This window comes from Francisella sp. Scap27 (assembly GCF_013394105.1).
Classification (GTDB): domain Bacteria; phylum Pseudomonadota; class Gammaproteobacteria; order Francisellales; family Francisellaceae; genus Francisella; species Francisella adeliensis.
Genome location: NZ_CP041326.1, coordinates 121,705 through 147,391, shown reverse-complemented (window position 1 = coordinate 147,391; position 25,687 = coordinate 121,705). Strand labels below are relative to the sequence as shown.

The window sequence follows — 25,687 nt, the reverse complement described above, 5'->3', positions numbered from 1 at the left end:
TATTAGTTTAATTAATCAAAAAATAAAAAAGGAACTATAAATATGTTAGAGAACTTAAGAAATTATTACATGGGGCTTTCTGAGCATCATTTTTTGGCAACCTTCCTTAGTGTGCTAACTATTTTTATAATAGTACTATTTATATCATATATTGTTGGATTTATAATCAATAAATCTATAGTGAAATTTATAAAATCATTCCTTAATAGATCAGAGTCAAACCTTGCAAATATGCTTGTGAAATTTGATGTTTTTAAAAGATTATCTCATGTTGCACCAGGTATATTTATATACATAGGTGTGTCATTTGCAGAATTTCCAGGTCACGATTGGACTTTAACGTTTGTAAATGCCATTCAGTTAATAGCTCAAATTTATATAACTATTTCTATAATAAGATTTTTAGTATCTCTTGTTGATGCTATTTTTAGTTTTTTTCAAACACTTGCATACTTTAAAAATCACTCTCTAAAAAGTTATGCCCAAATTATAAAGATAATACTATATTTCATTGCATTCATACTAGTTGTATCGCTATTGCTCAATAAGTCTCCAATAGCATTCCTTACTGGTTTAGGTGCTATGTCTGCTGTACTAATGTTAGTATTTAAAGACACTATATTAGGTTTTGTCACAAATATTCAGGTAGCTGCTTTAGATTTGGTGCGTGTTGGTGACTGGATTACGGTTCCAGCTGCTGGGGTTGATGGTGATGTAATGGAAGTTTCTATCAACACTGTAAAAATCCGTAACTTTGATAAAACAATATCTACAATCCCTACATACAATCTAATTAGTAATAGTGTACAAAACTGGCGTGGAATGCAAGAAACTGGTGGCCGTAGAATTAAAAGATCTATCAACTTAGATATTGATACCATCAAATTTTGTAATGAAGAACTCTTGGGAAAATTGAAAAAAGAAGAATTTCTTAAAAACTTTAATTTTGACGGAAAGATCACAAACATTACATTATTTAGAAATTATGTTGAGAACTATCTTCGTCAACACCCGAAAATTCACCTAGGTCTAACTTTCTTAATTAGAGAACTTCAACCTACTGAAAAAGGTTTACCTGTTGAACTATATATTTTCACAAATGATACTAACTGGGTTAATTATGAAAAAATCCAAGCGGATATTTTTGACTTTATATTTGCTAGCTTGCCAATTTTTGAGTTAAGAGCGTTTCAATCTATCAGTGGTAGAATTGATCAATAAATATTTCTACATTCTTTCTCTTACTAATTTTTTATATCTGAGCAATCCTATATATTTATCTCATGTTGCATAAATGACTTAACTTTCTTTTAATAAGAGATATATGTTTTTATTTATATATTTAATAACTTATGAAATAATAACTCTCACCTCTATTTATAAACCAAACAACCATGGAAGAACAAAATCAGTTAAAAAGAGATATATTAGCACGACATATAGTTATGATTTCGCTTGGAGGTACTATATCTGCTAGCTTTTTCTTAGGTGTAGGAAGTATTTTACATTCAGTAGGTGCTTTTGGAACTGTTTTAGGTTTTTTAATAGGTGGAATAATCATGATGTTAGTTATGATTAGTCTAGCTGAAATGTCTATAGAAATGCCAATTAGTGGATCTTTCCAAGCTTATGCAACAAAATTTATATCACCCTACTCTGGCTTTTTAACTGGTTGGTTATATCTTTTAAATTGGCTAACTGCAGCAGCTGGTAGCTTAGTTGCTGCTGGTATAATTTGTAACAACTTCTATCCTGGAATTAGCATTTGGCAATACTGCTTAGTTATAACTATTTTAATAAGTGCATTAAATTTTTGTGCTGTGAAAGTTTTTGCTGAGATAGAATTTTGGTTAGCTGGGATAAAGATACTAACTATAATCTTATTTATAATAATTGGAGTGTGCATAATAACTGGAATGCTCCATACGAATAAACCAATAGGAGGCTTAGTAAATTTCTATACCGATGGACTTTTTCCAAATGGATATAAAGCCTTTTTATTTGGTTTAGTGATAATAGTTTGTACTTTTCAAGGAGCTGAATTAGTTGGAATAGCCGCAGGTGAAACCAAAGACCCTGAGAAAAATATCCGCAAGGCTATAAAAAGTGTAGCTGTTCGAATTTTAGTATTTTTCGTACTCTCAACTTTTATAATAGCTTACATAATACCTTATAAAGATTCTAGCGTTTCAAATACTCCTTTTGTCACAATACTACAATTAGTTAATATAAAATATATAGATACTATAATGCAGCTTGTAATTTTAACTGCTAGTTTATCAGCTATTAACTCATGTTTTTATACTTGTGCAAGACTTATGTGGTCTATGGCTAATGAAAACCAAGCTCCAAAAATATTTTCAAAAATAAACAAAAGAAGTGTCCCTGTTTATGGAGTTATCTTTGTAGCTATACTCTCACTTTTTTGTTTAGTGACAAAGTTTGTTGGTGCTGAAAAATTATTTATATTAGTTGTTTCATCATCTGGAATGGTTGGTTGTATGATATGGATTATAATTAGCTTGTGTCATATATATTTCAGAAAAACATTATCTAAAGAACAAGTAAATAATCTTAAGTTTAGAGCTTGGGCTTTCCCAATTATCCCTATATTAAGTATAGCTTTTAATTTATGTGTAATTTTAGGAATGTTATGGGATCCTGATCAGAGAGTAGTTATATACTCAGGATTAGTATTAATAGGTTTTTTCTCGATAATGTATAAAATATATTATAAAAAAAATAATTAGTTTATATAATTATCCTAGCACTTCGGTAAGGTAACACCTATTTGACCTTGGTATTTGCCACCCTTATCTGCATAAGAAGTCTCACAATCTTCATCTGATTGGAAAAATAACATTTGAGCAACACCTTCGTTAGCATATATTTTTGCTGGAAGTGGTGTTGTATTTGAAAACTCTAAAGTTACATACCCTTCCCATTCTGGTTCAAGTGGTGTTACATTTACAATTATCCCGCATCTAGCATAAGTAGATTTGCCTAGACAAACCACCAAAGTATCTCTTGGTATTTTAAATTTCTCAACTGTACGAGCTAGAGCGAATGAATTTGGTGGAATAATGCAAACATCTCCTTTAAAGTCTACAAAGTTTTTATCATCAAAATTTTTAGGGTCAACTATAGATGAGTTTATATTTGTGAAAATTTTAAATTCATCAGCACACCGTACATCATAACCATAACTAGAAGTTCCATAAGAAACTATCTTTTCACCATTCACTTGTTTAATCTGACCTGCTTCAAAAGGCTCAATCATATCATGACCTTCTGACATTTTTTTTATCCACTTATCTGCTTTAATTGTCATTGTATTTTTTCTCCAAAAATTTTAATAACTTAGTTTTCTAATTTAATTCCAATAGAGTCCAAACTACTTGCCTTAGGTAGTTTTTCAATTTCATTTAATAAATTTTCTGCAATACTAATATAACTAGTATTGATACTATCATCTTTTTCAAGACTAACATAAGGCTTACCAAGATCTGCATTTTCTCTTATCTTCTTATGTAATGGTAGATTTCCTAAAAATTCAATATTTTGTTTACCACATAATAGGTGAGCTCCATCTTCACCAAAAATATGATCATTGTGACCACATTTTGGACAAATGTAATAACTCATATTTTCAATTATACCTAAGTTTTTTATACCAACTTTATCAAACATTGCAACTGCACGCCTAGCATCTATCAAGGATAAATCTTGTGGTGTAGTTACAATTACAGCTCCTGTAACAGGCATATTTTTTGAAATTGTTAGTTGTATATCACCCGTACCAGGAGGTAAATCTAAAAATAAGTAATCTAAATCACCCCAATTAGTGTCATTAAGTAACTGCATTAATGCTCTAGAAACTATAGGCCCACGCCAGATTACTGCTGAATTAGGGTCTATAAGATTTCCTATAGAGATCATTTTTACACCATATTTTTCTAATGGCATAATTTTCTTTTTATCTGTAGTTTCAGGATTATCTTTTAAACCTAAAAGTGTTGGTTGGCTAGGTCCATAAATATCCGCATCTAATACTCCTACTTTAGCTCCCATTTTTGCGAATGTTATAGCTAGGTTTGAAGTTACTGTAGATTTACCTACTCCACCTTTTCCAGATGCTACGAGGATTATATTTTTAATATTTGGAATTAACTTTTTACCATCTTGGACTTTTCTTTTTATAGTTTTTGTAATATTTTTCATTTTTTGATGTCAGTTTTAGATAATTTAATATAATATCTAGCAAATTTAGTTAACATTATACTTTATAAGATATGTTGAAAAAAGATGATTTTAAAACGATTTTATTGACAAGTGTCGGTGGAATGTTAGAGTTTTATGACTTTGTTATATTTAGTATGTTTGCTATAGTGCTTGGCCAAACATTTTTCCCACAACAAAATTCCCAAGCTTTACAGGCATTATCTGCATTTACTGTTTTTGCTGTAGGGTATTTAGCACGTCCATTGGGTGGAATAATTTTTGGACATATCGGTGATAAATACGGTCGTAAAAAATCATTTTTAATGACTATACTTCTAATGGGTACAGCCTCTTTTTTAATTGCTGTTTTACCTTCTTACTCGACTGCAGGCATTACAGTAACCATCTTATTTGTAATTTTGAGAGTTATTCAAGGAGCAGCTATAGGTGGTGAAATACCAAGTGCGATAGTGTTTGTTAAAGAATCAATTAATAAACACAGTGGTTTAGCTTGCGGAATGATTTACTGCCTGATTAATTTTGGTATATTTTTTGCTGAAATCACAAAAGATATTACCAGTTATTTTTTTAGTGATCAATATGCCTGGAGGATAGCTTTCATGCTTGGTGGGATCGCTGCGATTATTAGTTATTTTATGAGAAAAGAAATTCACGAAACTAATACATTTTTATCAAATAAAAATATTAGCAAAATGCCATTAATAACATTATTCAAAACTGAAAAAGTAGCCATATTGAAGGCTATGGCTTCTATTTCTATTATAGCCATAATAGTTGGTTTTTATTCATTATTTTTGCCGTCTTTTTTCACACTAAATAATATACCTGATAGCTCTTCTTTAATACTGATTAATCTATTTATTTTTTCTGTAATATGCATTCCAGCTGGAATGTTGGCGGACAAGTATAATCCCTTGAATATACTAGTTATAGGTACTTTTGGTTTACTAGTCTTTGGTACATTATTTTATATATCTATAGTAAATCACTCTCCATATTTAATTTATATAATGTGCATTAACAGTTGTTTTATGGGGTTAGCCGTAGGTGTTTCAGCAAATTATAGCAGCATGCTATTTAGTCCAAGTGTAAGAGCAAGCGGCTTAGGCACTGTATACAATATATCATTTGCTATTTTTAATGGTTTTTTCCTAGCACTTGCTAGCTTTGGGATAGCTCACGGGTTTATGCTATCACCTCTATATTTAAGTTTAATAGTATTTATTGTTTGTCTGCTTATACTTTTTGTATATCGAAAATAAATACTTCTTTTATAGCTATTACATCTTCTTCATCAAAGATATATACGAAAATATCAATATATATCAAGATTATAATTATATGCTACAATTAGCATAATTAAAAAATCATTTTTTTAGATTATGGAAAACTTCTTTCTAAGCTTATTATACATATTAGAGGCAAACATCATACTATTTGTGTGTCAACTGTTTACAATAATTGTTGTACTAAAATTGATAGTAGATAAAAAGTCAGCTTCAAATATTCTAGCGTGGCTTTTAGCAATACTTTTTATACCTTATGTTGCTATACCATTCTTTTTTATATTTCAGCGTAAAGATACTCGAAAATTTTGGCAGAAAGAAAAGATGAGCATTAAACAGCCTCATGTTAAAGAATTTTGCCTTGTTGATAATAACAGTTGCGAGAAACTACCGACAAATACTATAAATGTATTTTCAAATATGGAGTTGAATACTCTTACCTCACAAAATACTTTTGAGATGTATACTGATGGTGTAGAATCTTTTGACAGTTTTATTGATTCGATCAATTCTGCAAAAAAGAATATATATATCCAAACTTATGTCTTTAAAAATGACTCTACATCTAAGCTTATAGTCCAAGCTTTAGAGAAAAAAGCTTCTGAAGGTATCGAAATAAAAATGCTTATAGATTCTCTGGGGTCTTTTTATGTATATAGACATAATAAAAGAATATTTAAGAACTTGCGAAAACTAGGTGCAGAAATAGTCTTTTTTATGCCTGTGATATCTAATCCATTGCGTAACTATATTAATTTTAGAAATCATCGAAAAATTTATATTTTTGATAATCATACTGTTTTTAGTGGCGGAATGAATATTGGAGATGAATATATGTCACCAATAGCACATGAAGGAATGTGGGATGATCTACTATTTAAAATACAGGGGGAATCTCTTAGCTATTTCTTAAAAATATTCTCTTCAGATTGGCACTTTGCTACAAATCAAGAACTGCAGTTTACACCTTCAACCCCTGTTGAGGAGGAAGGCTTTGTACAAGTTATTCCATCAGGACCAGATTTACAACAAGATCAATTATATGCAGGATTACTGACAGCTATCAACTCTGCAAAAGAAAAAGTATGGATAATAACGCCCTACTTAATTCCATCAGCAGAGCTTTATCAAACTATTATACTGGCAAAGCGAAGAGGTTTAGAAATTAAAATTATTACACCTAAAAGCTCAAATCATAAAATTGTAGATAAGGCTAGAGATAGCTATACTAGAGATTTTGTCGCTTGTGGTATAGATGTCCATTTCACTGCAAATATGATGCATGCTAAAGCTGTATTAATTGATGATAACTTAGCAATGCTTGGCTCTGTAAACCTAGATAATAGAAGCTTGTTCCTTAACTATGAAATTGCTACATTTTTATACAGCTCACACCATGTAGGTGAAGTATATAAATGGGCAACTAAGCTTTTAGAGGACTCAACATTAAAAACAGATCATATGAGTAATAAACGAAGTAGTCTAATAGCTGAGAGTTTTTTAAAGATTTTGACACCGTTAATGTAATCAATATGTTTATTAGTGCTCTATACATAATTGCCTAAACTAGGCTAAATAGATTTTAATACACGAATTTATATAAAGTTGTATAAGCATTAATAATTTGTTATATTCATTCTGAAATTTAAACTCAAATAGGAATCAGTAAATATGACAAACATATTTTAAAAAACTTTAATTAGCTCATTATTATTAAGTACAGCATTTGCTTATGCCGCTAAACCAAAAGGACAAGAACAATTTATTGTAAATTTGGATAAAGAAAATTTTCTTGTTGTATATAATAGCGGTAAACAGAAAGATATTGAAGCAGTCAAAGTTTCTATTGATAACCCTGAGAAATTTGAAAAAGTTAATTTACCTAAAAAGATTACAAGTTTAAAAGGAAAATTAGATCAATTTATAAATATTGGGCATGATAATATTCTAGTATTAGCAACTAATGATTCTATGTCAAATTTTGCATATATTTATTCTGTTAAAGATATTCTAGATGATGATAAGAAAGACGATCATACACAACTAAAACTAGCTAATGGCCATAACCCTACTATCGCTTATTCTGGAGAAAATTGGCAGACACAAAAAGAGCAGTACTTTACTTTTGCCACTTCTGATAGTTTAGATTCTTCTAATATGGAAGTGTATTTTTATACTGTAAATAGAACGGCTGATGATCAAGGTAATGATAAGTATAGTGACTTTAATCAGTTGGTTAACTTAAAAATACCTAAAGATATTAAGGGTGATAATCTTGCGATGACAACCTTTACAAAACCAGTACCTACGCCAGGAAGAAATCATGATTATCAAGCAGGATTAGTATTTAATATTGATGGAACAAATACATTAAGTGGTTACATGGTTGAACCAAGTTTTGATCAAGTTAAAAAAGAGATGATACTAACTGCTGAGTACCATAATAATATTGGTGAAGGCATATACCCTGCTGTTGCTGGTTTACCATTAAATACAAATATGGTTATGCTATCCCAAGATAAAAAGCAAAATCAAACAGCTCAACTTATCGATAGAGATTCCTTTAGAACTCAAGCTACAGATAAATCTCATGCTGGAGATTTAGCAAGTGTTGCTACAATTTATAATGATAGTGTTGATGGTAATCCTTACTTCATCTATGAAACTAGCAGAAACTCTGATGGTTCGGTGATGTTAAACACTTATAATTATAAAAAAACTGGAGATGATTTATCTCTTATATTAGATAAATCCATTGAGATAGATAAGGGTTAATTCTATCAATAATTAGTAAAGTTAATTGATAATTTCTTTCTATCATCTGTAACCTTTGTGAAATTTTCATAAAGAAAATATTTTTTGTAATTATTCTAAGTCCAAATAGCAACGACAGCCATAATTGCAAAACCAATTATAACAAAAGTGTATTGCTTAGTATTACAACAATCTTTGATAAGTACAGACCTATCTAAACCATGTAAAGTACCCATATAGATAAAAGTACCAGCAGCTATAGCTGTAAATACTGGCTCAACAAGTGGATTTGTTACATAATTTTGTGCTACTTGACCGAATAATATCCCAAGTGGTGTCATTATCACAAAAATACCAAAGAGTGTAATTCTAGTAACAAATTTTAAATTTGTTCTATTTATATTTATCGCTAAAGCAAAACTTGCAGCCCACTTATGTGCGATTATCGCCAAGAATATAACAAAAGCAACACTCAGTTCTGCTGATATACCCAAAGCTGCACCCTCAAAGAAGCTATGTATAGATAGCATTATAGTCGCCATAATTGCTATAAATGATAGATTACCTTTATTATTTTTAGATAGCGTACCGCCAATATGTTCCATTAATAAAAATAACAAAATTGTAATCCCTGCTATCAAAAATGGAAATGGATAGTCTATATTTAGTTCACTAAAATCACCTGCTGAATCTGATAGCATATGAATTAACCCTGCTCCTAGAAATATCCCATTTGCCAAAGCATCCCCTATAGGAAAACTAAAACCTTCAGGATTAGATGCTTTCTTCATAAATGGAAATATGCCAGATACAGCTGTTACAACCAGTATTACTAATAAAACTGTAATTTCAAAGTTACCCATTATTTATTCCTCTAAGTCGTCATCTTCAAACCATTGTGGAAATGGGTCTGATAGGTTTTTATATTTATCAGGATTATCCCAATAATCATTGATTAAACACTTGTCTAATTCTGCTCGAACAACTCCCTCTTTCATTTCATCTTTAAGTCCTATAAAGACTATTTCTTGCCTTCTATCACCACTTACATCATGCCATCTATCTTTAACTAATTGCTGAAATTCGGGAGTATCTGGCCATTGGTCTTTGTCCATACTAGCCCACCACATTCCCATACCTTGATGTCTAATCAAAGAACCAGCCTGAGATACTTCTCCTACTAAGTCAGGGCGAGTTGAAATCCAAAAGAAGCCTTTAGCCCTTACTATTCCTGGCCATTCGACATTGTTAAAAAAGTTCATTAACTTTTTTGGATTAAACGGGTTTATCGAGTGGTAGACAAAAGATTGTATGCCATATTCATCAGTCTCAGGGATATGCTCTTTGAAGCTATATAATTCTTTACTCCATAAAGGATGATTTTCAGCCTCTTCAAGATTAAACTTTTTAGTATTGATAACTTTATTTACATCAATTTTAGAGAAATTTGATTCAATAACTTCAGCATCTACATTCAATCCTTTAATGATAGAATTAACAACTTTTTTGTCATTTACTGAACAATCATCTACTTTGTTTAGAACTATCACATTTGCAAATTCAATTTGTTCGACCATTAAGTCAACTATAGCTCTATCGTCTTCTTCTCCGAGACTTTCCCCAGAGTCTTTTAAGTACTCATTTGACCCATAATGCTTCAGAAAATTCACACTATCAACTACTGTAACCATTGTATCTATATAAGCTACATCAGCTAGGCTTTTTCCATCTTCATCTCTAAATTCAAAAGTAGTTGCCACTGGTAATGGTTCAGAAATACCTGTGCTTTCTATAATTAGATAGTCATATTTTTCAGATTTAGCAAGTTCTTCAACTTCTGTAAGTAAGTCCTCTCTTAAAGTACAGCAGATGCAGCCATTTGTTAGCTCAACCATTTTAGCTTCTGTTCTTGAAATATGAGAATCATGGTTTTTAATCAGCTCTGCATCAATATTAATCTCACTCATATCATTCACAATCATAGCAATTTTTAAGTTATTGCTATTGTTTAATATATGACTCAAAAGAGTTGTTTTACCAGATCCTAAAAAACCTGATAATACTGTAACTGGAAGTTTTTTCATTTTTATATTTATATTTGATTCTGAAATTAAAACCTATGATACACAAATTTACAAAGTGTTACAACATAACACATTATAAATCATCTACCTTGCCCTACGATCCCGATAAGCAATATGGCAGAACGATTTTAATTCAATCATCAAACAATAAATTAATAGCTATGCTTATAAGCATTAATCCTAAAATTGGTAATAATACTCCTTGTGGAGATCGCTCAATATATGGTAAGTTCTCTGCAATTAATAATCCCCACTCTGGATTTGGAGATTTTACCCCTACTCCTATAAAACTAAGTGAAGTTAGACTTAGGGTTATAACTGGAAGACGAAGCAAAGCATGTCGAATTAGTGGAGGCAATATATATGGTAATAAATAATAGCGTAACACTCTCCATCGGCTTGTTCCCCAAACAGAAACTAAGTGTGTGTAAGGTTGGGCTCTTGCTTCTAACACTAAACTGGCACAATGGGCTGCTAATGGTGCCCATGATACTAACACAATAGCTATCAAAGCACTGTTTGGATTCATCCCTGTCATTCCTGCTACTAATAAACCCGCAACAATGTATGGTACACCTTTAGTTATCTCAATTAATCCTTGACTAAACCGAGTTATAAAACCAAGCATTAAACCAATTACAAAACTCAAAAATGTTGCCAATATGCCTATTCCTAGTGTTGAGAACATTCCTGAACCTACACGAGCAAATAAATCTCTACCCACAGCGTCAGCGCCAAATGGAGCTGCAAGACTTGGAGAAGCTAAGCGAGTAAACTCGATAGAATAAGGATCTCGTAGTAATGCCCAACCGGTACAAAATATTAGAGATGAGAAAATTACTATACTAATTATTCTTTTTGCCCAACTTTGTGTGAAACAAAATGTTTTATGATTACTTATTAATTTACCATTTGTGATGCTATGACCTAATAACCATCTTTGAAATAAAATGCTTGCACTACTTATTAAAATTGAAAATATTAGCAATGCTAATAAACCACCCTGAAGTAAAGGTAAGTCTTGTGATTTGACAGCTTTTAAAATCAAACTTCCTATACCAGGAATAGAAAATATTTTTTCTACTGCTACAGCCCCACCAGTTAAGCCTATTATAATCATGGCAATTTGTGGAATCAAACTACTAATAGCACGCCGCAATGCAAATTTTAATATTTTTGCTCTGCTAACATTAGCTGAAAGCCAAGTAATTATCCATGGTTCACTCAAAACACGTCTAAGACTATCATTAAGTAAACGGCTAAACAAACCAGCTGCAGGTAACGCCAGTGCAAAACTTGGTAACCAAAGATTTTGTAGTCCCTGCCAGCCATATGGTGGAAACCAACCTAACCAAATGGAAAATATCAAAATCAATAATGAGGCAACCACATACTCAGGTAAAGAAATTAATGCCGAACTTAAGCTATTGTGATTATTGTTAACATAATCTTGTTGTAAACGCTTAATACTATATAGCATGCTAATACCACATAGTATAAAAGTTATAGTAAGCGAACTTGTCATTAGTAACAATGAAGTTTTAGCTGCATGCTGAATATGTTCTGTGACAGATGAACCATCTACCCAAGAGACTCCTAAATCTCCTTGGAATGCATGTATTAACCAATCCCACAAACGCTCAACTGTACTTCGACTTAATTCTAAATCATTATTAATCGCTTGAAGGGCTTCATTAGTCATTAATTGTTGGGCACCTGCACGGGCTCGTAGAATAGCTTGTGCAGGATCAATACCCGCAATATCAGGCATCAGCCCGACTAACACAATAATAAAACAAAGTGATAGTAAGCGTGATAACCAAATCATTTAACTATTTACCTCAGTAAATTGATCAATTAGCCTGCGTTCTCTTGGGTCACGCTGGACATTTTTTACACGGCTATCTTCACCTTGAATAATGCGTTCATGTAATAAAGGAATTGCAGCATATTGTTCAAGAATTTTATTTTCTGCTTCAATTATAGCTTGTTGACGCAATTTACCTAAAGGTTGGCTATCTGCATATGCTAATGCTGTATCAACATCTTTAGAACAGAACTGCCCAAGATTAAATGAACCATTACAGCCAAAGTCACTTTGCATGTATGCTACAGGGTCTCCAGAATCAAGAACTGTTGCACGGGATAATAAAAATGCATCAAATTTACCAGCTAATGCATCGCTTTCAATTTGAGCATATTCACGAATATCTAAATCAACTACAAAGCCAACGGCTTCAAGTTGTTGCTTAAGTAATACTGCTACTTCAGGTAATTCTGCACGGTCCATAAAAGTACCAATAGTAATCCTATCACCATTAACACGCCCTTCTTTAACATTATCAACTCTAGGATTTTGTTCTCGAATTGGCTCAGCCCACTTTAATGCAGGACCTAATAAACCTTTAGCTAAATCTGCATGATTTTCATAAACAATATTGATGATTTGTTCTCGTTTAACGGCTTCTGTAGCAGTTTTTCGTAGATTTATATTTTTAAATACTTTAGATTTATTGTTCAAATAAAGTGTATTTGTTCGTGGCATTGCAACTTCATGAAGTTTAGAGGAGTCAATCATAGCAATTTGAGATACAGGCACAGTTTCTACAATATCGGCTTTATCTGTACGAAGAGCTGCGGCTCTTGCAAAACCATTAGGAACATACTCAACAAATACCTCATTAATCTTTGCTTTTTCCCCCCAATATTTATCAAAACGCTTTAATTTCGCACTTGTTTGTCCATTGATATTAGTCAAAACAAATGGTCCAGTACCTGCATTTATAGGAATAACACGACCATCATCTTTATATGCTTTATTAGATAAAATGGATAGTTGAGGGCTAGATAAACGACTTGGTAACAATGGATCATTAAAAGTTGTTTTAATTTCAACGGTAGAATCATCAATTACATTAATTTTCCACTCAATACCATCTAGTATGCGTGGTTTTGGTGCTGCATCAAGTGCTTTTTGCAGTGAGTTTGCGACAGTGTTTGCATTAAGTTCTGAACCATCATGAAACTTAACTCCTTTCCGAATATTAAAGTGCCATGTTAATGGGTCTATCTGATCCCACTGAGTCGCTAACATTGGCATTGCATCTGACTTCTCATTTAATTTTACTAGTGTCTCCGCTGTACTCCAACGCGATAATTTAAAGGCATCATCTGATAATGGTGATAAGCCTGTTCTTGGCGGTTGCATCATTGCAATGCTAATTTTTGATTCTTTACCTGTATGTTCTTTTTTATTTTCAGCTTTACTTTTCTGAGAATCAGAGCAGCTTATCAGCAAGATACTGAAAACTATTGGAAAGACTAATTTTAATAATTTATTGCACATACAAAACCTCTCTAATAAACCTTATTATTTTTAATTTTTGGGATTAATAACTCTCTAGTAGTTGGATGCTTGGGATTATTTACTATATTTTGTGATGTGTCATATTCCACTACTTGTCCTTTATCTAAAACTAAAATTTCATCAGATAAAACCTGTGCAACATAAAGATCATGAGTAACCAAAATCAGACATATTTTATGCTTTTTCTTAATTTCTATTAGTAAATCAATAATTTGTTGGCGACTAATTGGGTCTAAACTACTTGTTGGCTCATCTGCTACAAGTATACTTGGCTTGATAATTAATGCTCTTGCTATTGCCACTCTTTGTGCTTGGCCAACAGAAAGTTGTTGTGGATTACACTCTAAAAGGGATAAATCTAAACCAACTTGGATGAGAACCTCTTGAACCTTCTTATTTTGATCATGAAGTATACCCATATTATTTAGAGGCTCTAACAAAATTTGACTTACCGTATAAAAGGGGTTTAAAGTTGATTGAGGTTCTTGTGGAATCAATTGAATATACTTACATAGTTTTTGATGTTGTCTTACTGAAATTCTTGAAAGAGGATATCCGTCAATATACACCTCCCCTGAACTTGGTCTACGGAGACCAAACAATAATTCTATAAAAGTAGATTTACCAGCTCCAGATGGCCCAATAACTGCAAGATTTCGTTCTTTTATCGTTAAGTCTAATGAGTCTAATGCTATAAAAGGTTTTCCACCCATCCACTTTGATTTTAAATAATAATGAACATTCACTTGTTCAAAACGAATTTCGATTGAATTATATTGAGTAGGTTGATTTAAAGTTGAAAAGCTATATGGCAATAATAATTGTGAAATTTTTTTACAAAAAGGATGGTTACTACGCTTAATAGTATCTCGTGGCGAACCATAAGCTATAACGGTATTATCTGAGATAATTAATATCTTATCACACTCCAGTGCGGTTGATAAATCATGGGTAATTAATAGCCCACTAATATTATGTTGCTGAATTCTCGAACGGAACAATTCTAGTATTTTATTTTCTATAATTGGATCTAGTCCACTAGTTGGCTCATCTGCTATAATAAAATTAGCATTTCCAAGCAAAGAAATTGCTATACAAATTCTTTGACGCTGTCCACCTGAAAGTTGGCTTGGATACTTTGTAAGTATTGTCTCAGGATTTACAAAATCTAACTCTCTAAGAAGTGATATAATAATTTTTTTATTTTTTGAGTTTAATCGAACTTTATTTTCTGTTAAAGCTAAGCATAATTGTTCCCCGACTAATACTAAAGGGTTAAGAGCTCTCAAAGCATCTTGAAAAATGACTGCAGGGCGCTGTTGTTTAGTCCGCTGAGACATTGTTAATTGACTAACTTCATTACCGTTTAGTTTTATGCTTCCTTCAACTAAAATACTTGGTGGTAAAAAGCCTGCTACAGCTTTTGACAACATAGATTTACCAATACCTGAAGGCCCCATAACTGCAAGTACTTCACCTTGAAATAAGTCAAAAGAAATGTTTTTAAACAATATATGCTTTGAATTAGTAAGGCTTAAGTTATTGACTGATAATATTGGTTTAGAAATCATAATAAATAAAAGAATGTGTATATTACACATTCTTTCCTATTAATGTATAAGCCAATTTAACTGTATTTACATTATCCATTATAAGACTCTCTATACCAACTTATAAACTATTTTCTAATATTACAATAGAATTAACTACATCATGAAAGGGATCCACCTTTATTATTGGTGTGAAAATTTTATAAATCGACTCATCTATTGGTCTATATAGTAATTCCCTATTATTCCAGCTTGATCGAGCAACTATATGAGATTTTTTTGGGGAAGTTGATTTTATTTGATTAAATATTTCAGTCTTAGTTTTTGAATCTAATCCGGCAAGAGCTGCAACAAAAATTGTATTATAATTTTGATAGTTAAAAGTTTGTCCCGCTGAATTTTGAATATCTATTAAATGATCTAATTTTAATGCTTTGACCAATATTCTTGATTTTTCAGTTACTTCTTTATCTATATCTATTATTGTCGATGAAATATTATATTTACTTGCTAATACAATTGATGTTAAAGGCAAAAAACCTCCTCCTATAAATATAACTTTATGACTTTTATGTTCTGAGCAACTATATAAACTATTATATTCAAGAGTGGTTAAATCTTGATAATTCTTAAAATAAGGAAATGTTTCTAGCTCTTTAAGAGGGTCAATAGAATTTATTATCTTATCAGCCCAATATTTTTCAAGCTGATATTCAGCTTCTGCTGATAAATATTGCAGATGTTCTTTCTTATCTTCAGATAACTCAAGCTTTCTATCAAACTTCATGGCTAGCTGAACCAAATCACTAAAAGCATTGTTAACTTTTTCACTAGGAGAAAAATCTTTTAATTGTGAAATTTCTTCATATAAATCATTTATTCCTATTATTTTATCCATATTAAGATTTATTAATTATATTTATTTGGCAACATAATACACCACAAAACAAAGTGTTACAACATAACACTTTACCAAATATTAGTTTATAATATTCTTTTTAGTACGAATAAACCATAAAAAATATGTTTAACAGCCAAACGAATAGAAACTCCTCTGACAGAACTATTATTTTTTTACTCTGCTTTTTTGGGTTAATGTCTCAATTAGCAATAGATAGTTTTACGCCGTCACTGCCCTATATTACAAAATACTTTAATACGAGTGAGAGTATTACTAAACTTACTATTGGACTATACTTTTTTGGTATGGCTTGTTCGATGCTAATCTTTGGACATTTATCTGACAAATATGGTAGAAAAAAATCCTTAATAATAGGTTACTCCATATTCTTTATTGCAAGTATATTTTGCAGCATATCACAATCACCTACCCAGCTTTTATTTTTCCGTTTTTTACAGGGTATTGGTATGTCGTGTTCTTTTGTATCATATAGAGCTATAATGAAGGATGCCTTTGATAAGAATAATCAATCTCTGGCAAATGCAAACCTTATTGTAAGTAGTATAGTATTATTTGTCCCTCCTTTATCACCATTAATAGGTGGTGTAATGCAACAATTTATAGGCTGGAGAAGTAACTTTGCACTTCACGCTATATTAGCTATCGTAACAATCTATCTAATATTTAGTTACCTTCATTTAAAGCCTTTAGCAAGCACTAAAGATAAATGGTTAGACTCATATAAAAAAGTTTTGAGCAATAAATCTTTTATTTTAAACTCTATATGTAGTGGTTTAGCATCCTCATTAATGTTCTCTTTTGTTGAAGTTACTCCTTATTTATTTCAGGTTAAAATGGGTTTCTCAACTATAAGCTATTCTTTAACATCAGCAATAATGATAGTTGTTCCAGTAATATTTATACTTTTATTAAAAAATAGAATAAGCAGAATGAATATGGATAAGGTTATGATATATTGTGCTTTAATATCTGCATTTTTTAGTTTTTTACTAGTAATCTCTTATTTTACTGTCGGAATAAACCCATTAATAATAATAATTCTTTGTACATTAATTATTAGTGGTAATGCATTTCAATATACAGCTACTTATGTCGCTGCATATAAAGGAGTCGATAATCATGTAGGGGCATCATCTGCATTATTTTGTTTTATTAAAATATTTATAGCTGCAGTTTTTTCATTAGCTGTTTCATATATCTATGTTAAAAATCAAGCGACATTAGGGCTTATAATAGGACTACCTCCATTAGCTATAATAGTACTTAAAATGATAGATAAAAAAATTCTTTAATATTTACCAACAGGCTAAAATCGTACCAATTTGTATTGGGATTAGCATTAGATTATAATTGGTGCAAAATTATAGACTGAAATTAAAGATGGGTAATTATCTGAAAAACGCAAAGCATTATTGTGAAAACAATAAACTCCGCTTTACACCTCCACGCCAGCAAGTTTTGGATGTAATTTATAAATCAACTAAGCCAATTAGTGCTTACGATATTCTTAGAATCATTTCTTGCGATAGAGATATAAATCCCCCTACTATTTACCGAGCGATTGATTTTTGGCTTAAATATAATTTTATCCATCGGATTGAAAGTATAAATTCATATATAGCTTGCAAAGAAAATCACAAACATACTGGTGTCGAAGTTTTTGTTTGCCAAAACTGTGGTTTTGTTGATGAGTCTCATACTTGTAATTCAAAAATTCTTGAAGAACTAAAAAAACTTACTAAACATCAAATTAAAAGTTGGAATATAGAAATGAAAGGACTATGCCAAAACTGTATAAATATAGAGAACTAAACTTTATGCAAAATCTAATGTTAGTAGTAACCTAGTTTTACTATCTAAAATATTTGGTGATCGATGGACAAGTCCATTACCTTCATTATCTTCCCATGCTTCTCCTTTCAATAAAGCAACATCTCCTGTATCTAGCCTTTGAATTTCAGTACTCTTATTATCAAAAGGAGCATCAGTAACACCTAATAAACTTCTATCTACATCAATACTCTTAAGCCACTCAGTTGTACTGCCTGAATAACAACTAATTAACCTACAAGGTACACGATCCACATGAAAACGAGGACACATAGCTTTGTTGATAGTCGCTAATCTTAAGCCAGCTTGCTCTAAATCAAATAAGTAGCAAAACATATCAACAATAGTTGAGATATCTTCAATTAAATAAGATTTCAAAGCAAAATCAGGTAGTTCATTTATCAATGTATCATAAACATTATTAGGCTTTACAATAATAGGAAGAGTCGAATCTTTTTTATGACTACTAATAAAATTATCGATGGAAGTCAGTAGTTCTTTACTAAAAGATCTTTTCCATATAGCTATATTTTTATCTTTCTTATAGATATCTGATAAAACAATTTTATCACTTGACTCAGATTTACCTTCAAATTCTAGATTCATTACAACCTCTTATGAATATGTTTTTATCACAGATATAAAGTGTTACAAAATAACACCATTAAATATAGCATAAGGGAATAAAATTATAAAGATTTTTAGAAGAAACCTATAAATTGCTTATGATGATTAAAAATTATTTGAATTTGATCAGTATTTCATTGATGACTATATAAATCACTATATCTTAAGTATTCGATATAGCAAATATAAGAGTATAATAAACAATAGCAATTCTTAAAAATCATTTCTAAACTTAAATAAAGTTAAAAAAATAAATTTATCACGGAGATTGAAGTTATATGAAATTCTTACGATATAAGTATCAAAAAACGATTTATCCTTGCATCCTTTCTGAAGATACTTTATATAACATTAAGAACTTAGTCGATGATATTTGCCCTAACAATATTCTAAAGCTTGAATCGATAGTAAAGAACAATATTAATTTAAACTTTTTACCAATATTAACTAGTAAAATCGAAAAGAAAAATATTTCAAGTTGTATTCAAAAGCCTGGGAAAATTATAGCAATCGGTATGAATTATTTAGATCATCTAGAAAGAATAAACTTTCTCGGTGGACCTAAAGTTAAACCAACAAATTTTATATTTTTTCAAAAACCATCAAGTAGCATAACAGGTCCTTATGATCCTATATATATACCTAAAAACTGTAATAAACTTGATTATGAAAATGAGCTAGCTGTAATTATTGGTAAACCCGCAAAAAACATATCTGAAAATGAAGCTTTAGAGCATATTTTAGGATACTGTATTGGTAACGATGTATCTGAAAGAGCTTTACAACTTCAAAATCCAGGCCAATATAATATGGGGAAAAGTTGCGACTCTTTTTGCCCCCTTGGACCATATATAGTCACTAAAGATGAGATTAATCCTGAAAACCTTTCTATAAAAACAAAAATAAATGATGAAACTGTCCAAGATGGTTCAACTAAAACTATGATATTTGGAATAACTCAGTTAGTAGCTAAGCTAAGTGAATATTTTACTTTAGAGCCTGGTGATGTTATCTTGACTGGTACACCGCAAGGAGTTCAATTAGAAAATGAAATTTTAGGACTAGAAACTCATTACTTAAAAGAAAAAAATATTGTAACTTTAGAAATAGAAGGATTAGGAAAACAAGAAAATATGATTTTCAAATCTTAAATTCTCTACTCAATTGCAAACTTATCTTTTAAAGTATTTAAAATTTTATCAACATTCTTATTGATAACAGCATTACCCAAAGTTTGGGCATTATACCTACTTATCTTTAATAGATCTTAAGGCTGCTGCTATAAATAAAAGAGCCATTATTGAGAAGAAATATAGAAAACAAAGTCCAATATAAAATGGTACATTTATATTTTCAGATATAGGTAGATTTTTAAAATTTGTATTTGTTACAACATATCCAAAACTTATCTGACCAATAACCCCTCCTAAGATAACAAAAGTATTATTAATAGCTGCCGCTGTACTAGCTAAATCATCACTTACTATATACGATGTCAAAGCAAAAGAGGTAATAACTCCAGATGCTGATATTCCTGCAAATACCGCAAATACTATAAGAGTTGAGTAGCTAAATAAGATTGGTGTAATCATAAGGCTATAACATATAACCCCAAGTGTAGCCACCAGATACAAATGCTGTTTTATTCTTTTTAATGTCTTTAAATAAAAACCTGAGATAACTCCTGAAACTAAAAAACTAGCCCAGTATATTTCTCCTAAAGTCATAGCCTTTTCCGCTGAATACCCATGCATCTGCATAAAATAACTTTTTGCCCAATACCCTGCAAAACTCATAATAATCAACCAACTTGTAAAAGCATATAAAAATATAAATAATAGTATTTTTGACTTAAATAATTCTTTTATTTGCCCTATTGTTTGAGACCAGCTTTGACTTTTATTCGAATAAGTATTTGATGGTTTGTAGTTTTTTAGTAAAACTATAGAGATTAGAAGTAAAATAAAAGCAAATACAATAACAATTATATTTGCCGTATCCCAGCCGAAATTTTTTAAAACATAATGGTAAACATTTCCAGAAATAATAGCTCCCAATGTACACGATGCTTCTGCAAGACCTACACATAGAGGAAAAAATTGTTTTTTGAAGCTTCTTAATGCTACATACAAAGCTGAGATATAAGCCATTGAAGCTCCTATCCCTGTAATAAAACGTCCTAATGCAACTGTAATGCTTCCCATAGATAACCAATATACGAAACTACCTAAAATAACTATAGATATACCTATAGGTAATAAATATTTGATGCCATACTTATCAAAAAATATACCATTAGGTATTTGTAATAAGACAAATGGTAAAAAATATATCGCAGATATATTTATGCTATTTTCATGAGTTAATTTTAAAACTCTTTCCATATAAGATGCATTTGTTGCAGGAGATACTTGCAAAAAAAACGCTAAAACAACAAATAATAAACAGATAATAAATACAAAATACTTTTGAGCTTCTTTCATATAGTACCTTTAGGTTAGAATGGCATTAATAAAAACTAAATAATATTATAGTATTTATTAAGAAGTTAAGCTACCTATCTAAACTCTCTGCTCAATAGCAAATTTATCTTTTAAAGTATTTAAAATGTTATCAACATTCTCATTGATAACATCATCACCTAGAGTTTGAGCGTTATCTTGGAAAAGCATACTAATAGCTAAGCTCTTACGTGGATTTGCATCATCTTGGTATACATCAAATATATTTACATTTTGCAAAATGCTAATATCAAGATTATTGATAGCTTTGACAATATCTCCAGCTAATACACCCTTTTCTACCAAGAAAGATACATCTCTTGATACTGATGGGTATTTAGATATTTTGTTAAAGCTTGGTATTTCTTTAGAGTTTAGCACTTCCAAATCAAGTTCAAAAATTATCGGAGCTTTTGATTTTATTTGGAATGTTTTTAGCGTAGTTGGGTGAATCACACCAATCACACCAATCTTTTTACCATTAGCTACTATATAAGCCGATTGACCTGGGTGAAGCCAGTTTACATCATCACAAACTTCAAAGTTTAAATCTACTATATCAGAACATAAGCTTTCTAAGTCTGCTTTAACATCGTAGAAATCAACTTTTTTAGTTGCTGACCAGTTTACGCTATTTAGCTCACCAAATACTAGTCCTGCAATTCTATCAAACTGTTTTCTAGTACCATTCTCAAGTTTAAAACAAGCACCCTTCTCAAATAATCTAACCCTAGTTTGTTGGCGAGTTACATTTGCTTTAAAAGCATTCAAGAGCCCTGGTATAAGTGACTGTCTCATCACTGATAAATCTTGAGAGATTGGGTTTTTAATAGCTATACCCTTTTCTGCAAAGAAAAACTCATCAAATTTAGGGTCAATAAAACTATAATTTATCGCCTCTTGATAACCTCTATCTACAAGTCTACTCTCAAGTGTCGCTATAGCTTGCTTAGTCTCAGAAATATTGATTTTCTTAGCTTTGTAGCTTGGCATAGTTTCAGGTAGTTTTGAGTAGCCGTATACTCTAGCAACTTCCTCGATTAAATCTTCTGGGATTTCCATATCAAAACGATAAGATGGAGCTACAACTTCTAAACAACACTCATCTTTTTGAGTAACTTGCATATGAAGATTGCTAAGCACTTCTGATACATAAGAAATATCAAACTCTGTACCTAAAACTCTATTTAGTTTATTGATGCAAAGACTAATAGTAGCTTGCTTTTCTACAAAATTATTATCAACTTGAGCATGAATTGGAGCAACTTCGCCACCTGCAATTTCAACTATTAGATTAATAGCTAACTGCATCGCTTGACTTGCAAGTTTAGGATCTACACCGCGTTCAAATCTATGTGATGAATCTGTGTGTAGATTATATTTGCGCGCTTTACCTGCTATTTTTTCAGGTACAAAAAATGCACTTTCTAAGAATATACTTGTGGTTGAACCAGTAATTGATGAATCTAATCCTCCCATCACACCTGCGATTGCTAATGCTTTTTTCTCATCAGCAATTACTAGAGTATCTGACTCAAGTTCAACTTTTGTATCATCTAAAAGAGTTAGTTTTTCTTTATTATTAGCATAGCGAATATTTATAGCACCATCTAATTTATCCAAGTCAAATGCGTGCATTGGTTGACCTGTCAAAAGCATTATATAGTTAGTTACATCTACGAAAAATGATATAGAACTAACTCCACTTCTGCGTAATTTTTCAACTATCCATAGAGGTGTTTGAGCATTATTATTTACATTCTTAATAATACAACCATAGTAAGATTTACAAGCATCTGTAGCCGTGATTGTAACTTCTTTAGTATCGTTGATAGTTGTTGAAATATCTTTTATAGCAACTTCTTTTAAATCTGCTTTTGTAAGAGCTGATACTTCACGAGCAATACCAAACACACTCAAGCAATCTGCTCTATTTGGTGTAAGGTCAACCTCAATCATATTATCATCAAGATTTAGGTAAGTATTTACATCTTGACCCACAGGAGCATCTGTTGGTAAATCCATAAGGCCATCAGCTTTTTCTGCTAAACCAAGCTCTTCTTCAGAACACATCATCCCAAATGATTCTTGACCACGCAGTTTTGATTTCTTGATTTTAAAATTACCCGGTAATACCGCACCAATAGTCGCTACAGGTGCTTTCATACCTTCGTATATATTTTTAGCACCACAAACTATAGTAGAGTTTTCAGCTTCACCAATATCTACACTACAGATGTTTAGTTTATCTGCATCAGGATGTTTTGTGATAGTCTTTATTTGACCGACAACTACACCGCTTACTTTCTCTGCAACTACAGGTTCTATAGCATCAACTTCTAAGCCTGCTAGCGTAAGTGTATCTGCTAATTCTTGGCTAGATTGAGTATCACTTAGGTACTCGTTTAACCAGTTATGACTAAATTTCATGTAAAATTCCTATATATTAAAACTGTCTCAAAAATCTCAAATCATTCTCAAAGAACATTCTCAAATCATCTATACCGTATCTAAGCATTGATAATCTCTCAACACCCATACCAAATGCAAAACCTTGATAAACTTCAGGGTCAACCTTACCAGCTGTTAGCACTTTAGGATGCACCATTCCGCAACCTAATACTTCAAGCCAACCTGTTTGTTTACAGACTCTACAGCCCTTACCATTACACATCACACACTCCATATCTGCTTCTGCTGATGGCTCTGTAAATGGGAAGTAAGATGGTCTAAAGCGAACTTTCAAATCTCTCTCGAAGAATGAATTTAAAAATGCGTGTAACAAACCTTTAAGATCTGCAAACGATACATCTTTTTCAACTAATAAACCTTCTACTTGATGAAACATCGGCGTATGAGTAATATCAGAATCACATCTATACACTCTACCTGGTGCGATGATTCTAATTGGTGGCTCTTGATTTTCCATTGTACGAATTTGCACACCTGAAGTATGAGTTCTAAGTACATGATTATCATCTATATAAAAAGTATCATGCATTGCACGAGCTGGGTGATGAGATGGGATATTCAATGTCTCAAAATTATAATAGTCACTCTCTATCTCAGGGCCTACTTCTACGCTAAAACCATTTTGTTTAAAAAATGCTTCTATACGATTCAAAGTTTTTGTAACTGGATGAAGTGAGCCTTGATTCTGACCAACACCATCTAGCGTTACATCTATTTTTTCAGCAGCTAGCTTTGCATTGATTTCTTGAGTTTCAAATAACTCTAGCTTGATATTTAGAGCATCTTGAAGAGCTTGTTTTGCTATATTTACAGCTTGACCAAGCTTTGGTTTTTCTTCATTTGGTAGAGTAGCTATTAGCTTCATCATACCTGTAAGCTCACCTTTTTTACCAAGGTATTTTACTTTTAAATCTTCTACTGATTTTTTATCTGTGACAAGACTTAGCTCAGCTAGAGCCTTATCTTTCATATCATTGACTAGTTGCATTTTTATGTCCTTTATAAAACTTAATGAGTATTATAGCAAATATGGAATTTTTTAGAATTGATAGAGGCTATAAATATATATTTTATAAGTATTTTAATGTGAGTAGTTGTTTCAGACAATCATCATAATAGATAGGTAGCAGTTCTTTTTGACTATTGTATTTATGTAACATCTTTAAAGTAAAAATATAATTTCCAGAAAAAATTAATAAGAAATATTTTGGTTTTAGCTATCTTTATTCCCAAACATACCCTTTTGGAAGATCGCAAGATACATTTTTTTGACTTAACATCATCACCTTCATTTTTGTGACCGGACAACTACAAATTGCATATTCTTTTGAGCTTTTCTCATATTTGCATGGCTGAGTCATACATCCAGCAACATCTATGTTTGAACACTTTACTCCATCACCTGGTTTTGCAATATTATAATCTTTATTCATATCAAACCCGTATGTTGATATCACATCAGCACCTGGTATAAAAGATGTTTTATCATCTTCACTATTTTGCTCAGCTATATACTTACATACAGGTGCCTCTATACCTTTGCAATCTCCACTACCATCAGGATGACAAGTTGTTAAATTTTTACATTTGGAGCCATCTTTACCACATACAGCTATTGTTTCATAATAAGCACCTAAGTTCATAATTCCATCAATGTTTACATAATTGGGGCCTGTAAAAACTTTACACTTACAATTAGCAGTCTTACCATCTTCACTTACTTTGCATGGTAAGCCAATATTATCAGGATTTGTGCCTGTAGGAGTTAAAGGTCCAGAATAATGACAGTTCGCATATGTTGAATTTGCACAATATAATAGCTTTGTCTCTACTGTAGCTCCGCCACCAGACCAAGCAGATCCATAGCTTGTAGGTTTACATGTTGTTGGATAAAATGGTGTATTACTACAATTACCACCACAATATGGCTTCGCATTAGAGCATAATTGATTAGACTCAAACAGTGGATAATTTACAATATCCCTTGCAAAAGATGCATCTATAGTAAAAACAAAAACTACTACTAGAAACAACTTTTTCATATTAATTTTC

21 protein-coding genes are annotated in these 25,687 nt (G+C 31.4%); 8 read left to right on the top strand and 13 right to left on the bottom strand.

Annotated elements, in window-relative coordinates; all coding sequences use genetic code 11:
• Window positions 1–42 precede the first annotated feature (42 nt).
• Both FLM55_RS00700 and FLM55_RS00695 read left to right on the top strand, forming a co-directional pair.
• Window positions 43–1,221 (top strand): mechanosensitive ion channel domain-containing protein, encoded by a 1,179-nt coding sequence (locus tag FLM55_RS00700; protein WP_256868888.1) that lies wholly within the window; start codon window positions 43–45, stop codon window positions 1,219–1,221.
• Window positions 1,222–1,394: 173 nt separating this feature from the next.
• Window positions 1,395–2,750, top strand: coding sequence for an amino acid permease (locus FLM55_RS00695; RefSeq protein ID WP_178947549.1), 1,356 nt, complete (start codon window positions 1,395–1,397; stop codon window positions 2,748–2,750).
• Between the two features lie 14 nt (window positions 2,751–2,764).
• On the opposite strand, the gene dcd is transcribed toward FLM55_RS00695, so the two are convergent.
• Together dcd and FLM55_RS00685 are read right to left on the bottom strand one after the other, a co-directional pair.
• Window positions 2,765–3,331, bottom strand: a complete 567-nt coding sequence (gene dcd / locus FLM55_RS00690; RefSeq protein WP_112870055.1) for a dCTP deaminase — start codon at window positions 3,329–3,331, stop codon at window positions 2,765–2,767.
• A 29-nt stretch (window positions 3,332–3,360) separates the two neighbouring features.
• Window positions 3,361–4,221, bottom strand: a complete 861-nt coding sequence (locus FLM55_RS00685) for an Mrp/NBP35 family ATP-binding protein (RefSeq protein WP_178947548.1) — start codon at window positions 4,219–4,221, stop codon at window positions 3,361–3,363.
• Between the two features lie 71 nt (window positions 4,222–4,292).
• Here FLM55_RS00685 and FLM55_RS00680 point away from each other — a divergent pair, with 71 nt between their 5' ends.
• The 3 genes from FLM55_RS00680 to FLM55_RS00670 all read left to right on the top strand — a co-directional run bounded on the left by FLM55_RS00680 (window position 4,293) and on the right by FLM55_RS00670 (window position 8,303).
• Window positions 4,293–5,504: an MFS transporter gene (locus tag FLM55_RS00680; protein ID WP_178947547.1), complete on the top strand. Its 1,212-nt coding sequence runs from the start codon at window positions 4,293–4,295 to the stop codon at window positions 5,502–5,504.
• A gap of 120 nt (window positions 5,505–5,624) precedes the next feature.
• A complete protein-coding gene (gene cls / locus FLM55_RS00675) occupies window positions 5,625–7,055 on the top strand; it encodes a cardiolipin synthase (protein ID WP_178947546.1) in 1,431 nt (476 codons plus the stop codon).
• A 246-nt stretch (window positions 7,056–7,301) separates the two neighbouring features.
• Window positions 7,302–8,303 carry a hypothetical protein gene (locus FLM55_RS00670; RefSeq protein ID WP_178947545.1) on the top strand — a complete coding sequence of 334 codons (1,002 nt, stop codon included), beginning with the start codon at window positions 7,302–7,304 and terminating at the stop codon, window positions 8,301–8,303.
• A 95-nt stretch (window positions 8,304–8,398) separates the two neighbouring features.
• Here the strand turns inward: FLM55_RS00670 and FLM55_RS00665 are convergent, their stop codons facing one another.
• From FLM55_RS00665 to FLM55_RS00635, 6 genes are all read right to left on the bottom strand, one after another.
• Entirely contained in the window at window positions 8,399–9,145 is a 747-nt protein-coding gene (locus tag FLM55_RS00665) for a ZIP family metal transporter (protein WP_178947544.1), read from the bottom strand.
• 3 nt (window positions 9,146–9,148) lie between these two features.
• Window positions 9,149–10,366 (bottom strand): GTP-binding protein, encoded by a 1,218-nt coding sequence (locus tag FLM55_RS00660; protein ID WP_178947543.1) that lies wholly within the window; start codon window positions 10,364–10,366, stop codon window positions 9,149–9,151.
• Window positions 10,367–10,499: 133 nt separating this feature from the next.
• Window positions 10,500–12,194 (bottom strand): ABC transporter permease subunit, encoded by a 1,695-nt coding sequence (locus tag FLM55_RS00655; protein ID WP_178947542.1) that lies wholly within the window; start codon window positions 12,192–12,194, stop codon window positions 10,500–10,502.
• Window positions 12,195–13,712: an ABC transporter substrate-binding protein gene (locus tag FLM55_RS00650; RefSeq protein WP_178947541.1), complete on the bottom strand. Its 1,518-nt coding sequence runs from the start codon at window positions 13,710–13,712 to the stop codon at window positions 12,195–12,197.
• An 11-nt stretch (window positions 13,713–13,723) separates the two neighbouring features.
• Entirely contained in the window at window positions 13,724–15,334 is a 1,611-nt protein-coding gene (locus tag FLM55_RS09420; RefSeq protein WP_218644481.1) for an ABC transporter ATP-binding protein, read from the bottom strand.
• Between the two features lie 70 nt (window positions 15,335–15,404).
• Window positions 15,405–16,181 (bottom strand): nicotianamine synthase family protein, encoded by a 777-nt coding sequence (locus tag FLM55_RS00635; protein ID WP_112870066.1) that lies wholly within the window; start codon window positions 16,179–16,181, stop codon window positions 15,405–15,407.
• Window positions 16,182–16,306: 125 nt separating this feature from the next.
• On the opposite strand from FLM55_RS00635, the gene FLM55_RS00630 reads away from it, so the two are divergent.
• Complete coding sequence (locus FLM55_RS00630) at window positions 16,307–17,497, top strand: MFS transporter (protein ID WP_178947540.1); 1,191 nt, start codon at window positions 16,307–16,309, stop codon at window positions 17,495–17,497.
• Window positions 17,498–17,585: 88 nt separating this feature from the next.
• Complete coding sequence (locus tag FLM55_RS00625) at window positions 17,586–18,017, top strand: Fur family transcriptional regulator (RefSeq protein WP_112870068.1); 432 nt, start codon at window positions 17,586–17,588, stop codon at window positions 18,015–18,017.
• Between the two features lie 3 nt (window positions 18,018–18,020).
• On the opposite strand, the gene FLM55_RS00620 is transcribed toward FLM55_RS00625, so the two are convergent.
• Complete coding sequence (locus tag FLM55_RS00620) at window positions 18,021–18,641, bottom strand: DUF1826 domain-containing protein (protein ID WP_178947539.1); 621 nt, start codon at window positions 18,639–18,641, stop codon at window positions 18,021–18,023.
• 299 nt (window positions 18,642–18,940) lie between these two features.
• On the opposite strand from FLM55_RS00620, the gene FLM55_RS00615 reads away from it, so the two are divergent.
• Window positions 18,941–19,813, top strand: coding sequence for a fumarylacetoacetate hydrolase family protein (locus FLM55_RS00615; protein ID WP_178947538.1), 873 nt, complete (start codon window positions 18,941–18,943; stop codon window positions 19,811–19,813).
• A gap of 96 nt (window positions 19,814–19,909) precedes the next feature.
• On the opposite strand, the gene FLM55_RS00610 is transcribed toward FLM55_RS00615, so the two are convergent.
• From FLM55_RS00610 to FLM55_RS00595, 4 genes are all read right to left on the bottom strand, one after another.
• Entirely contained in the window at window positions 19,910–21,145 is a 1,236-nt protein-coding gene (locus tag FLM55_RS00610) for an MFS transporter (RefSeq protein WP_178947537.1), read from the bottom strand.
• 78 nt (window positions 21,146–21,223) lie between these two features.
• Window positions 21,224–23,593, bottom strand: coding sequence for a phenylalanine--tRNA ligase subunit beta (gene pheT / locus FLM55_RS00605; protein ID WP_178947536.1), 2,370 nt, complete (start codon window positions 23,591–23,593; stop codon window positions 21,224–21,226).
• Between the two features lie 16 nt (window positions 23,594–23,609).
• A complete protein-coding gene (gene pheS / locus FLM55_RS00600) occupies window positions 23,610–24,623 on the bottom strand; it encodes a phenylalanine--tRNA ligase subunit alpha (RefSeq protein ID WP_178947535.1) in 1,014 nt (337 codons plus the stop codon).
• 235 nt (window positions 24,624–24,858) lie between these two features.
• On the bottom strand, window positions 24,859–25,677 hold the full coding sequence (locus FLM55_RS00595) for a hypothetical protein (protein WP_178947534.1): 819 nt from the start codon (window positions 25,675–25,677) through the stop codon (window positions 24,859–24,861).
• Window positions 25,678–25,687: the final 10 nt, after the last annotated feature.